Annotated in this window: 14 protein-coding genes; 9 read left to right on the top strand and 5 right to left on the bottom strand. The window is 38.8% G+C overall.

Translation table 11 applies throughout. From position 1 onward, the window contains the following. The 3 genes from L6N96_06085 to ilvD all read right to left on the bottom strand — a co-directional run. Positions 1-223 (bottom strand): hypothetical protein (locus L6N96_06085; GenBank protein MCP8323725.1); only part of this gene is annotated, 223 nt, incomplete at its 3' end. 44 nt (positions 224-267) lie between these two features. Then, positions 268-642 carry a uracil-DNA glycosylase gene (locus L6N96_06080; GenBank protein ID MCP8323724.1) on the bottom strand — a complete coding sequence of 125 codons (375 nt, stop codon included), beginning with the start codon at positions 640-642 and terminating at the stop codon, positions 268-270. Then, positions 627-2,279 (bottom strand): dihydroxy-acid dehydratase, encoded by a 1,653-nt coding sequence (gene ilvD, locus L6N96_06075; GenBank protein ID MCP8323723.1) that lies wholly within the window; start codon positions 2,277-2,279, stop codon positions 627-629. Before ilvD ends, L6N96_06080 begins: the two co-directional genes overlap by 16 nt. Positions 2,280-2,558: 279 nt before the next feature. On the opposite strand from ilvD, the gene ilvB reads away from it, so the two are divergent. The 6 genes from ilvB to L6N96_06045 all read left to right on the top strand — a co-directional run bounded on the left by ilvB (position 2,559) and on the right by L6N96_06045 (position 9,050). Continuing rightward, positions 2,559-4,235, top strand: a complete 1,677-nt coding sequence (gene ilvB, locus L6N96_06070; protein ID MCP8323722.1) for a biosynthetic-type acetolactate synthase large subunit — start codon at positions 2,559-2,561, stop codon at positions 4,233-4,235. A 5-nt stretch (positions 4,236-4,240) separates the two neighbouring features. Next, entirely contained in the window at positions 4,241-4,732 is a 492-nt protein-coding gene (gene ilvN / locus L6N96_06065; protein ID MCP8323721.1) for an acetolactate synthase small subunit, read from the top strand. A gap of 10 nt (positions 4,733-4,742) precedes the next feature. Beyond that, positions 4,743-5,732: a ketol-acid reductoisomerase gene (gene ilvC, locus L6N96_06060; protein ID MCP8323720.1), complete on the top strand. Its 990-nt coding sequence runs from the start codon at positions 4,743-4,745 to the stop codon at positions 5,730-5,732. Further along, positions 5,729-7,234, top strand: coding sequence for a 2-isopropylmalate synthase (locus L6N96_06055; protein ID MCP8323719.1), 1,506 nt, complete (start codon positions 5,729-5,731; stop codon positions 7,232-7,234). The genes ilvC and L6N96_06055 overlap by 4 nt, the downstream gene beginning before the upstream one ends. 63 nt (positions 7,235-7,297) lie before the next feature. Next, positions 7,298-8,560 (top strand): 3-isopropylmalate dehydratase large subunit, encoded by a 1,263-nt coding sequence (locus tag L6N96_06050; protein ID MCP8323718.1) that lies wholly within the window; start codon positions 7,298-7,300, stop codon positions 8,558-8,560. Between the two features lie 10 nt (positions 8,561-8,570). Next, entirely contained in the window at positions 8,571-9,050 is a 480-nt protein-coding gene (locus L6N96_06045; protein ID MCP8323717.1) for a 3-isopropylmalate dehydratase small subunit, read from the top strand. A 6-nt stretch (positions 9,051-9,056) separates the two neighbouring features. Here the strand turns inward: L6N96_06045 and L6N96_06040 are convergent, their stop codons facing one another. Beyond that, positions 9,057-10,193, bottom strand: a complete 1,137-nt coding sequence (locus L6N96_06040; protein ID MCP8323716.1) for an isocitrate/isopropylmalate family dehydrogenase — start codon at positions 10,191-10,193, stop codon at positions 9,057-9,059. A gap of 135 nt (positions 10,194-10,328) precedes the next feature. On the opposite strand from L6N96_06040, the gene L6N96_06035 reads away from it, so the two are divergent. The 3 genes from L6N96_06035 to L6N96_06025 all read left to right on the top strand — a co-directional run bounded on the left by L6N96_06035 (position 10,329) and on the right by L6N96_06025 (position 12,125). Beyond that, entirely contained in the window at positions 10,329-10,685 is a 357-nt protein-coding gene (locus tag L6N96_06035; protein MCP8323715.1) for a hypothetical protein, read from the top strand. An 88-nt stretch (positions 10,686-10,773) separates the two neighbouring features. Further along, positions 10,774-10,968: a hypothetical protein gene (locus tag L6N96_06030; GenBank protein ID MCP8323714.1), complete on the top strand. Its 195-nt coding sequence runs from the start codon at positions 10,774-10,776 to the stop codon at positions 10,966-10,968. A 56-nt stretch (positions 10,969-11,024) separates the two neighbouring features. Further along, complete coding sequence (locus tag L6N96_06025; GenBank protein ID MCP8323713.1) at positions 11,025-12,125, top strand: serine hydroxymethyltransferase; 1,101 nt, start codon at positions 11,025-11,027, stop codon at positions 12,123-12,125. Between the two features lie 16 nt (positions 12,126-12,141). On the opposite strand, the gene L6N96_06020 is transcribed toward L6N96_06025, so the two are convergent. Next, a partial coding sequence (locus tag L6N96_06020) for a DNA polymerase II large subunit (protein MCP8323712.1) occupies positions 12,142-12,829 on the bottom strand: 688 nt, incomplete at its 5' end.

Below are 12,829 nucleotides of genomic sequence, written 5' to 3'. Positions count from 1 at the left end.
GGGCCCTCAAGAAGGATTTTATGTCCTTCTCGGTGACCGCTTGAAACGGCTTCTCACCCAGGAACTCCGCGAAGTGCCTCAGGAACACTACGTAGCTCCTCTTCGTGCCCAGTTTGGAGCGCATCTCGGTGAGGTGTGATTCGTAGTCCACTATCGCCCGCCTGTTCACTTCGCTCAACTCCGAAAGGGAGTCCATGATCTGGCGGTACTTTATCAAATCCAATGTCTTTAGGTTATGTCAAAATTGTATATAAAACGAACACTTTTTCATATAATCTTTGGTTTTATCAACTTTATCTGTCTATTCAAATATGGCAAACATGCCTTTTTTTCCTTAATTTTTGGAGTGCGATTGTAAGGGGGTCTGCACTTTACCACACTTGTTATGAACAAAATACTTCTTTCAAGTTTAGCAAATTTTAATATATCGTCAAGTATTCTTCCAGTCCTTCCTACGAATGGTCTACCTCGAGCATCTTCACCAGACCCTGGTGCTTCCCCTATCAAAATCAATCTTGCCTTGTAAGAGCCCTCTCCTGGTACAGTGTTCTTTCTATTTTTATGTAATATACAGAACCTACATCTTCTAATATCTTCAGCTATCTCTTCGAGGGAAGATTCTGCTTTTATTCCAATGCACAACCTAAGTCTGCGGACTTCACCATCTTAGAGTATCTCCATAGATATCCGGACTTGATCTTAGGTTCGGGTGGTTTCCAATATTTTAAACGTTTATTGATCTCTTCTTCAGATAGCTTAACTTCAAGGAGGCGTTTTAGTATGTTCACCTTGATTATATCGCCGTTCTTTAAAGCTGCTATAGGTCCTCCTTCAGCAGCCTCAGGGGAGACGTGCCCGATACAAGGACCTCTAGTACCTCCAGAGAATCTACCATCTGTTATCAAGGCAATAGATTCACTCAATCCCATACCAACTATAGCTGATGTTGGCGAGAGCATTTCTCTCATGCCAGGTCCACCCTTAGGACCTTCATAACGGATAACGGCTACACTACCCTTTTTAATAGCATTATTAAATATCGCCTTTATACAACTCTCTTCTGAGTCAAAGACTAATGCAGGTCCTTCAAACTGTAGGTTTTTCTTTGATATAGCTGCAGTTTTTATAACAGCCCCTTTGGGAGCAAGATTACCTTTTAAGATCGCTATTCCTCCTTCGGAATGTAAAGGTTCGTCTATAGATCGAATCACTTTATTGTCCAAGACTGAAGCTTGTGCTATATTCTCTTCAACGCTCTTTCCAGTAACTGTAATTGATTCAATGTGTAAGAATTTTCGTAGATTCTTCATCACAGCTGGGATTCCACCCGCTCGATCTAGGTCTTCTAGCATATAAGATCCTCCGGGGTATACATCACATATATGAGGAACATTTCTGCTTATCTTATCGAATTTAGACAAATCAAGATCGATTTTTGACTCTCTTGCGATAGCTGTCAAATGGATAACGGTGTTTGTAGAACCTCCTAGAGCCATATCTACAACAATAGCATTATCAAAAGCATGCTTCGTCATTATTTTAGATGGTCTAAGATTATTATTGATCATCTCAACGATCCTTTCACCAGATTTTTCCGCAATCCTGATTTTTGATGAATCTACTGCGAGTGAAGTAGCACAGTATGGCAAAGACATGCCCATTGCCTCAGTAATGCAAGCCATAGTGTTAGCTGTGAAAAGACCACTGCAAGAGCCAAAAGTAGGACACGCTACATCTTCTAACTCCTTCAGCTCATTTTCACTTATTTTCCCAGTATTTACACCACCAAGGGCTTCAAAAACAGAAATCAACCCAACCTTCTTTCCTTTGTAAAAACCTGCAAGCATAGGCCCACCAGTTACGAAGATAGACGGGATATCAAGCCGAGCAACAGCGATCATCATTCCCGGAGTTATTTTGTCGCAATTCGTTATCATCACCATCCCATCAAAACCATGGGATTGAATCATGAGTTCTACAGAATCGGCTATGACTTCTCGAGAGGGTAGAGAGTACTTCATACCTTCATGACCCATGGCCAGCCCGTCACAGATAGCGATAGTGTTAAATTCAAATGGAACTCCACCCCCTTTCTCTATTCCAAATTTTACAGCATCTGCTATCTTGTTTAAATGAATATGACCAGGCACAATAGATGTGTAACTATTGACAACGGCTACAAATGGTCTCTTAAGGCTTTCATCAGTTACTCCTAATGCTTTCAAAAGGGATCGGTGGGGTGCCCTTTCTATCCCACATTTTATGGCATCACTTCTCATATTCTTGCACATTTCGTATTATATGTCCTACTTGATAATCTTTATCCAATTTAATGATATACGTTTCGGGATAATTCCTTTCTCTTTACCAATATATTTATTAGTTACAAATCATCCCTTGAAATTGACGGTTTATGGAGGACGTTAAAAGCGAGAATACATACGAAGGGATAGCTCAGCGCTTAGATTTTATTGAAGTAATTGTGTTGTCCTCCGTAGTCTTACAATAAGCCTATTTGCTTTTTTGCACACATAGGTCTTGTTTAGGAGGACATTAGTATGGTTAAAATGTCTGGGGCTCAGGCTCTTATTGAAGCTCTATATAAAGAGAAAGTAGAGGTCATCTTCGGTTTACCAGGCGGCGCCATAATTCCAGTCTACGATGTACTGCGTGACTCTAAGATAAGGCATATACTTGGGCGACATGAACAATCTGTTGCACATATGGCGGATGGCTATGCTAGAGCTAGTGGTAAAGTAGGAGTATGTATGGCAACTTCAGGCCCTGGTGCCACGAACTTGGTTACAGGTATAGCAAATGCGTACATGGACTCCGCTCCTATGGTTGCGATAACAGGTCAAGTTCCAACATCGTTGATAGGTAAGGATGCTTTTCAAGAAGTTGACATAATAGGAATAACTACACCAATAACTAAACATAATTACCAACCGAGGCATGCATCTGAAATTCCAAATACTATAAAGATGGCCTTTCATATAGCTTCAACAGGGAGACCGGGGCCAGTCTTGATAGATCTTCCAAAGAATGTACAAAATGATACTGCTGATATGATTTTTCCAAATAAGGTTGAAATTCGAGGTTATAAGCCTAATAAATTCCCTCATACACTTCAAGTTGAGAAGGTGATAAAGCTACTTACAAAAGCAGAAAAACCCATCATAATGGCAGGGGGCGGGATAATTCTTTCTAACGCATCACTCAAATTACAAGCAATGGCTGAACTTTTATTAGCTCCTGTTGTGACAACTTTTATGGGCAAAGGTAGCATCCCTGAGAATCATCCATTATCCCTAGGAGTTTTAGGGATGCATGGATCTGCTGAAGCGAATAGGTTGATTTTGGAAGCAGATGTCTTATTAGCAGCAGGGATAAGGTTCTCTGATAGGACTACAGGCAAGATAGAAGAGTTCTGCCAAGATACAAAAATAATACAAATAGATATAGACCCTTCGGAGATAGGAAAGAACAAGACGGTAGATGTTCCCATAGTAGGTGATTTAAATAAAACGCTTACTATGTTATACGATTCGTTAGCTAAGCTACTAGAGAAGAAAGAAGATAACCTTTGGTTTAAGAGGGTACGACAGATAAGAGAGGAATTTAAAGACAAAATCGATCAAGGTGAGGGTTTAGCACCTCCAAATCTCTTAAAGAAGTTACGAGAAGTATTGCCACACAACTCCATAATTACGACTGAAGTTGGTCAGAACCAAATGTGGGCTTCACTTTACTTCAAAGTATATGAGCCAAGGACATTCATAAGCTCAGGAGGGTTAGGAACAATGGGTTTTGGTTTTCCTGCCTCCATTGGAGCGAAAGTTGCAAAACCTGATGTACCTGTTTTAGACATAGCTGGAGATGGTAGTTTTATGATGACTTCGAACTCCCTCGCTACATCTATTAGTGAAAAGATACCTGTTATAGTTGTGATTTTAAACAACTCTATGTTAGGCATGGTAGCACAATGGCAAAGGATGTTCTATAAAAGGAGATACTCAGCTGTTGAATTAGGAGCTTATAATTTCGAAAAATTGGCCAAGGCATTTGGGGCACAAGGTTTTCGTATCGGTTCTCTTGAGGAGTTTATAAAAGTCGTGAAAAGTGCGTTAAAAAGTGAAGTTACGACGGTCATAGATGTTCCTATCTCTCCCGAAGAAAATGTCTTTCCCATGGTCCCAGCAGGTAAGGGGCTCAAAGATACCATTTATAGGTGATGATATTGAAAAGTAGAGTTATGACCTATATAATATCCACTATTGTTGAGAATAAACCAGGCGTCCTTCATAAAGCTTCAAACATGTTTAGATGTAGGGATTTTAACATCGACAGCATCTCTGTCGGACCAACAGAACGCGAAGACCTATCAAGGATGACAATAACGATAGATGGAGATAAGGCTACAGTTGAGCAGTTGGTCAAACAATTAAGCAAACTTATAGATGTATTAAAAGTGAGTGTCCTAAGCCCTGAAAGTACTGTTGTAAGGGAGTTGGCTCTCGTGAAGTTGCATGTAACAGACGCTAAAGCCAGATCAGATATCATTAACTATGCTAATGTCTTCAGAAGTAGAGTTGTCGATGTTGCCTCAGGATCGATAACTATTGAGGTCACAGGATCGCCCGATAAAATAGATGCATTTTTAACTTTGGCATCAACTTTTGGCATCAAAGAGATAGCAAGAACGGGTATAACTGCATTGGTTAGAGGTTGAATAGATTACAATGACCAAGATATATTATGATATGGATGCTGATCTAGGGGTCATAAAGAAGAAGACAATAGCCGTAATAGGTTACGGAAGCCAAGGCCGTGCACAAGCTCTGAACATGAGAGATTCGGGTCTAGATATCATACTAGGATTGAGGTCTGGTGGAGCGTCGTGGGACAAGGCCAAGGCAGATGGTTTCGAGCCATATACTATTGAAAAAGCAGCAGATAAAGGCGATATAATCCATATGTTAATCCCTGATATTGAACAGCCAATAGTATATAGGACACAGATCGCTAGCTATATGAGAGAAGGGAAGGCTCTTGGATTTTCTCATGGATTCAACATTCATTTTCAGCAGATAATTCCTCCTTCTCATGCAGATGTTATAATGGTCGCACCTAAGAGCCCTGGAAAGGGTCTAAGAGATGCCTACGTGAATGATTTTGGTGTTCCAGCCCTTATCGCCGTAGCCCAAGATTACTCAGGTCGAGGTAAAGATCTAGCTCTTGCTATGAGTAGAGCGATGGGATGTACAAGGGCTGGTGTTTTAGAGACTACCTTCAAAGATGAGACGGAGACTGATCTTTTCGGCGAGCAATCAGTTTTGGTCGGTGGGCTCATATCTCTTATCACAAAGGGGTTCGAGGTCCTTGTGGAGAAGGGGTATCAACCCGAGTTGGCATATTTTGAGGTCTGTAATGAGATGAAGCTTATAATGGATTTAGTTTACAAGGGTGGTTTTACAGGAATGTTGAAAGCTGTATCAGATACAGCAAAGTATGGCGGTCTTACAGTAGGTCCTAAAGTCATAGATGAGCACGTTAAGGAGAATATGAATATAATCCTAAAAGATATTCAAAGTGGAGATTTTGCCAAAGATTGGGCTGGCAATCTTGAAAAGAGCAAGGCAAAACTAAATACATTGATGGAAGATATTACTAATCACAGGATAGAGGTAGTGGGTAAATTCATTAGAAAGATGGCAGGAATAGAAAAATGAACAGTGAAGATTACATAAAAATCTTCGATACAACTTTAAGAGATGGAGAACAGACACCAGGTGTATCACTAACACCTGAAGAGAAGCTAGAGGTTGCTCGTCTGCTTGATAAACTTGGCGTGGATACGATAGAGGCAGGTTTCCCCATAGTTTCTAAAGGAGAGATCGAAGGTGTCAAACTTATTGTTAAAGAAGGACTTAATGCTGAAATCTGTGGATTGTCTAGAGTGGATAAGAGCGATATAGATGCTGCTCTCGATTGTGGAGTTGGGTGTATACATGTATTCATAGCAACATCAGATATACATCTAAAATACAAGCTAAAGTTAACTCGAGAGGAAGCCCTACAAAAAGCTATTGAAGGCGTAGAATATGCTAAGAACCATGGAGTTCAAGTTGAGTTCTCTGCAGAAGACGCTACAAGATCGGATATCGAATATCTTAAACAAGTTTACAAGGCTGTTGAGGAGGTTGGCGCGGATAGAATTGATATTCCGGATACTGTTGGCATTATGATGCCTATGAGGATTTATGAGCTCGTTAGTGAAATCAAAAAAACAGTTAAACTACCTATAAGTCTTCACTGTCATGACGATTTTGGTATGGCTGTAGCTAATACTCTAGCTGGGATAGAAGCTGGAGCATCAAGGGCTCATGTAACCATCAATGGATTAGGAGAAAGAGCAGGTAATGCGGCATTGGAGGAGGTTGTTATGGCGTTACATTCATTATATAGAAAAAATACAAGAATAAACACTCAGCTGATCTACGAGACTTCTAAACTCGTTTCAGAACTGACAGGGATAGTTGTCCAGCCAAATAAAGCAATAGTAGGTGATAATGCTTTTAGTCACGAGTCTGGCATACATGTTCATGGCGTATTATCTACGCCTCTGACTTATGAGCCTATAAAGCCAGAGATGGTAGGTAGAAAGAGGTGGCTTCAAGCTGGGAAGCATGCTGGTGGTCACGGTATAGCGGCAAAGCTGGAAGAGATGGGGTGGCAACCAACAAAAGACCAACAGAAAGAAATTCTTGAAAGGGTGAAGGATTTAGGTGATAAAGGGAAGACCGTCACTGATACCGACTTATCTGCGATTGCCAGATTTGTGATGAGAAAGGCTGCAGAGGAGGAGAAAATTATCGATCTTGTCGATCTAGCAGTTATAACTGGGATTAAAGTAGTACCAACAGCGTCTGTTAAGATCGTATTGGATGGAAAAGAGTATGTGGCAGCTGAAACTGGGGTTGGACCTGTCGATTCAGCGGTTAAAGCGATTCAGAAGATTACAGATAATTTGGCAAATATCAAGCTAAGGGAGTATAGGTTAGCGGCGATTACAGGCGGTTCTGATGCTCTAGCCGAAGTGATAATTAAGGTTGGAGATAAAGATGGAAACGTGGTATCTACAAGAGCAACAGGTGAAGATGTAGTGATAGCTAGTGTAGAAGCGTTGATAGATGGTATCAATAAGATACTCATTAAAAAGAAACGGTCATAGTATTTATTTCTATAAAAAACGTTAATTACTTAATTAAGTCGACGATCAAGGAGATAAGTTACAATGAACATTATTGAGAAAATCCTTAGTAGAGCATCGGGTAAAGAGTCCGTATATCCAGGGGAGATAATCGAAGCTAATATTGATTGTGCTATGGTCAATGAGATAACTGGGCATCTCACAATAAAATACTTTCATGAGATAGGAGCAAAAGAAGTTTGGAATAAAGATAAAATAGTCATGGTCTTGGATCATACAATTCCTGCAGGAAGTGTGGAAGCTGCTGAGTTGCACAAGATAATGAGAGAGTTCGCAAGAGAGCAGGAGATAAAAGCTTTTTACGATGTTGGAAGAGGCGGGATTTCTCATCAAGTAATGGTAGAGAAAGCTCATGTAAAGCCAGGGGATGTAGTTGTAGGAGCAGACTCCCATACCTGCACCTATGGCGCGATAGGAGCTTTTTCTACCGGTATAGGCTCAACCGATATGACTGCAGTTTTTACAACAGGAAGATTATGGTTTAAGGTTCCAAAGATGATCAAAGTCATGGTAAATGGGAATTTTAGAAAATTCGTTTCACCCAAAGATCTCTTCTTAAAAATTGCAAAGATATTAGGAGTCAGCGGCGCGAATTATAAAGGTCTTGAGTTTAAAGGCTCAACCATAAGTGAAATGAGTGTAGACGGTAGAATGACAATATGCAACATGGTTATAGAAGTAGGTGGAAAGGTTGGTATAGTCGAGCCTGATAAGAAGTCTTTGACATATGTAAAAAGTAGAACGAGCGATCAATTTTCAATTATTAAAAGCGACCCAGATGCCGAATATGAACGAACATTAGAGATAACTGTTAACAATCTGCGCCCTTTAGTTTCATGTCCCAATGCCGTTGATAATGTAAAACCTGTATCAGAAATGGAAGGGATAGAATTAGATCAAGTCTTTATCGGCTCTTGCACGAATGGTAGATTGGAGGATTTACGTATAGTTGCTGAAATATTAAAAGGAAATACGGTGAGTAATAATACAAGATTGATAATAATCCCAGCATCACAAGAAATATATCTAAACGCGTTACTTGAAGGTCTAATTGAGACTTTTCTTCTTGCTGGAGCGACTGTAGCTAACCCCACTTGTGGAGCCTGTTATGGGGGGCATATTGGAATGCTTGCATCTGGTGAGGTTTGTTTGAGTACTACGAACAGGAACTTCATAGGAAGGATGGGTAGCCTGAAGTCAAAAGTTTATCTAGCATCTCCTGCTACTGCTGCAGTCTCTGCCATAACAGGACGAATTACAGATCCAACTTCTTATAAGAGTGGTTAAATTGGAGATAATGGGAAAAGCAATAAAGTATGGTGATGATGTAAATACCGATGTAATCATCCCAAGCAGATATCTCGTTTTGACAGATCCTAATGAGTTAGCAAAACATGCTATGGAAGGTGTAGATCCATCCTTTATCAAGAAGAGCAAAGATGCAATAGTGGTTGCTGGTAGTAACTTTGGTTGTGGCTCAAGTAGAGAACAGGCACCGATATCACTTAAATATTCGGGTATAGGATGTGTAATAGCAAAATCTTTTGCTCGCATATTCTACAGGAATGCGATCAATATTGGCCTGCCAGTTCTAGAATGTGAGAATTTATCGAATTTAGTTCAAGATGGTGACAGATTGAGTTTGGATTTGAAAAGCGGTAAAATTAAGAACTTGTCTCGTAACATATCTGCTCAAGCTCAACCACTACCAGACTTTATCCTTGAACTGATAGAGATGGATGGATTATTGAACAAACTGAAAAAAGCAATAGTATGATGCTTATTATATTGTTAATTCTTTCACTTTCTTAGCGATAGCGTCGCCGACCTCACTGGTCTTAGAATTTCCACCCAAATCATAAGTTTTCACTTTTCCTTCCCTTAAGATTTCTTCCGTAGCCTTCTCTACCTTATTAGCCGATTTCTCAAGTCCCAAATCTTCTAGTAATAAACATCCTGCTAAGATCGTTGCGACAGGATTTACTTTATTCATTCCTTTATATTTAGGCGCAGAACCATGAATTGGTTCGAACATTGAAGTACCTTTTGGGTTGATATTCCCTCCCGGAGCTACACCCAATCCACCTTGAATCATAGCACCAAGGTCTGTTAAAATATCTCCAAATAGGTTGGGCGTAACTAGAACTTCATACCACTCAGGATTCTTGATGAACCACATAGCAGTCGCGTCTACAAAAGCAAATTCTGATTTTATATTAGAATAGTTTTTAGCAACTTCATTAAAAACTCGTCTCCAAAGACCATATACATGTGTCAAAACGTTTGCTTTATCAACTCCTGTAACTTTACTTTTCCCATGGCTCTTTGCGTAATTAAAAGCGTATTCAATAACTCTCCTAGCTCCTTCCCTACTTATGACCCCTAGTTGATAGGCTATCTCATCAGCATCTGAATCTATATCCAAGCCGAAGCGAATGTGATAGATGTCTCTAATTAAGTCTAATTTATGCTTACTTTTACCCTTCTTTATGTTGCTACCGAGACCTATGTAAAAGTCCTCGGTGTTCTCTCTTATAACAGTGAATTGAATATCGCTCGGCTTTTTGTTTTTTAGAGGAGTTGGTACACCCTCATATAGTTTTACAGGTCTAAGATTGACATATTCATCAAAGTAAAAGCGAAGCTTCAATAAAATACCTAGTTCAAGGATGCCTGGTTCCACTCTTGGGTCTCCAAGGGCGCCCAAATAAATCGATTTATAATTTTTTAACTCTTCGGGAGCATCTTCACTGATCAACTCTCCTGTAGAAAGGTAGTTTTCTGCACCAAACGGATATTCTATCCACTCTATGTTAAATCCGTCCATTTCAGCAACAACTTCGAGGACCTTCTTACCTTCGGCTATTACTTCAGGACCGATGCCATCACCTGCTATGACGGGAACTTTATATGTAACCATTTTTTTCTCGCGCCTCTACTCATGTCTTATATCATCTAAATAAATACATTATTACAAAATATTCATTAATTTAGTTTTTAGTAAAATTTAATGTATTTAACTGAATAAAAGGTCTTTCTTACGGAGGTTCTTAATATGGGAATGAAAGGATTATTGGGTATGGGAACAGAAAGGATTATTGGGTATGTACTATTGGGGGCTGGTCTTGCGATAGTAACATATTCAGTAGTTATGGCTTATTCTTATCTTGTAGGCGTGTTACCTGTTCCTCATTTTTTCGAAACTCCAGAAATTGATGGGAGTACTATATCTAGCTCTTTATTCACGGATACGTCAAATGTTTTAATGTTATCTACAATGCTTGTTATAATCATATTCGCGGGTTCAGTAATTTCAAGTAGAGGTATTAGTCTGATCAAAGAGGTCAAGATGAAGGTTATCAAAGAGATTGATACTGAAATAAGTACTGAAAAAAAAGAGGAAGTTTCCTAAGGAAACATTACTAAGGATAGTCTCTATTTTACTTCAAAATAAGTAGAAATTTTAATAAATGAATATTATAGAGTATGAGCTGATTAAAATGATAAACAAAGCACCGAAAGATTACTATGATGAGGTTTTTTCACTAATCAAGCAACATCATAGATGGTTCTCGAATTCCATACCTTTGATAGCTAGTGAAAATATACCGAGTCCGGCAGTACATGAAGCCATAGTAAGTGACTTCGGGAATAGATACGCCGAAAAGGTGCTTATTAAAAAGCATCTCGGTTAGGTTGGCCGGGCGAGAGACTTTATGCAGGATGTATTTACATCGATAAAGTTGAGCTCATAGCAATTGAGTTAGCTAAAAAACTTTTCAGAGCGGAGTTCGCTGATGTAAGGCCCGTATCAGGAGTTTGTGCCAACCTAGTGGTATATACCGCGTTCACAGATGTAGGGGACACTATGTTTTCTCTTTCAATAGCCAGTGGTGGACATATATCTACTGGAAGGAAGTTATTAGGAGGAACGGCAGGTTCTGTATCAAAGCTAAATGTTGAATACTTTCCATTTGATATTGAAGAAATGAACATAGATATAGATGAAACAAAAAAGAAGGTAAAGCGAATTACCAACGAAGGTAAGAAAGTAAAGTTAGCGATGTTTGGTGGTTCGGTCTTGACTCAACCTCATCCATTAAGAGAGCTGGTAGATGTTTTTCACGAAATAGGGGCAAAGGTCTGTTATGATGCGGCTCATGTAGCTGGATTAATAGCAGGTGGGAAATTTCAAGATCCTTTAAATGAAGGAGCAGATGTAATGAGTATGAGCACTCATAAGACATTATTCGGTCCTCAAGGAGGGTGTGTGTTATCGTTTGATAAATATGCTGAATTGATTAAAAAAGCGACCTTTCCTTCAAATGTTAGTAATCATCATTTACATCATCTATGTGGGAAGGCCATTACTTTTACTGAGTTCTTAGAGTTTGGTAAGGAGTATGCTTCACAAGTTATTAAGAATTCCAAAGCTTTAGCTCAAGCTCTTTATGATAAAGGGTTTCAAGTTTTAGGTGAAAAGAAAGGGTTCACTCAATCTCATGTAATTATAGTGGATGTAACAAAGTATGGTTTAGGTGGAGATTTAGAAGAGCAGCTTGAGAAAGCAAATATAATCTTAAACAGAAATTTACTAGCTTATGATTTAAAATTCGATAGGCATTATCAAAATCCTGGTGGTATAAGGCTTGGTAGTCAAGAGTGTACAAGACTTGGTATGAAAGAAAGCGATATGGAACATATAGCTGAGCTGATTGCAAGGGTTGTGATTAAAGGTGAGGAACCAAAAAGAGTAAAGCAAGATGTTATAAATTTGCGTAAAGATTTCGATAAAATACATTATTGCTTCGAATCTACAAAGAAAGCTTATGAATATATTAAAATACGCTAAATTTATTATTGTACTTTCAATTTAAAAAATCTGTTAGCTCAAGTTGAGTCCCTTTATCATTCGAAATAAATAATGATGAAATCTCTTCAGATATTATCTTAAATCGACTTCTTATGTATTCCCCTACTTCGAACTTCTCTGACAATTTTAATCCGAGAGACAGATATTTTTCTATTGAAGCTCTTGTCACTGTTGGTTGTAAATTTCCGCCACAATCGAGACAAACTCCTTTAAGGGGGAATCGTCTATGTTTTTTACCACATGATTTACAACGTAATTTTTGCGAGGTGTATGCTCTCATATTTCCAATTGCATCTGGAAGTATATGGGTCTTTAAGACAGAAGATACAACTTCATCGGGATTTACTGCATTTATTTTTATTGCCAACTCTATCTGTTTATCAAGCTTCTCAAAAAGAGTCTTTAAAGTGGAATACATATTTCTATTTCTTTTAACAAATATGGTATCAGTATCATGTGTAAATTTTAGACCATAAAATTGGTTTTCATCTTTTAATCTATCTTTTATAATATTGATTATATCTACAACATTATTCGGAGGTTTGCTTTTTAAAGTGGCTTCGTAAAATGTTGTAGAGTACTGTTCTGCTACGTCTAAATTATGAGCTTGTTCATCAACTTCACGAGGGATTATCATAGTCTGCAACATTAATGGAGCATCCATCAAACCTCCTATTTGAGCT

The sequence above is a fragment of the Candidatus Methylarchaceae archaeon HK02M2 genome (assembly GCA_024256165.1).
Taxonomy (GTDB): domain Archaea; phylum Thermoproteota; class Nitrososphaeria; order Nitrososphaerales; family JACAEJ01; genus HK02M2.
Note: the sequence above shows the minus strand (reverse complement) of the source record. Positions and strands in the feature narration are given on the sequence as shown.

Excerpts from the sequence above, each read along its gene's own strand:
- ilvD (MCP8323723.1), bottom strand. The coding sequence starts at position 2,279 with ATGAGAAGTGATGCCATAAAATGTGGGATAGAAAGGGCACCCCACCGA.
- ilvB (MCP8323722.1), top strand. The coding sequence starts at position 2,559 with ATGGTTAAAATGTCTGGGGCTCAGGCTCTTATTGAAGCTCTATATAAA.
- ilvC (MCP8323720.1), top strand. The coding sequence starts at position 4,743 with ATGACCAAGATATATTATGATATGGATGCTGATCTAGGGGTCATAAAG.
- L6N96_06055 (MCP8323719.1), top strand. The coding sequence starts at position 5,729 with ATGAACAGTGAAGATTACATAAAAATCTTCGATACAACTTTAAGAGAT.
- L6N96_06050 (MCP8323718.1), top strand. The coding sequence starts at position 7,298 with ATGAACATTATTGAGAAAATCCTTAGTAGAGCATCGGGTAAAGAGTCC.
- L6N96_06045 (MCP8323717.1), top strand. The coding sequence starts at position 8,571 with ATGGGAAAAGCAATAAAGTATGGTGATGATGTAAATACCGATGTAATC.
- L6N96_06040 (MCP8323716.1), bottom strand. The coding sequence starts at position 10,193 with ATGGTTACATATAAAGTTCCCGTCATAGCAGGTGATGGCATCGGTCCT.
- L6N96_06035 (MCP8323715.1), top strand. The coding sequence starts at position 10,329 with ATGGGAATGAAAGGATTATTGGGTATGGGAACAGAAAGGATTATTGGG.
- L6N96_06030 (MCP8323714.1), top strand. The coding sequence starts at position 10,774 with ATGATAAACAAAGCACCGAAAGATTACTATGATGAGGTTTTTTCACTA.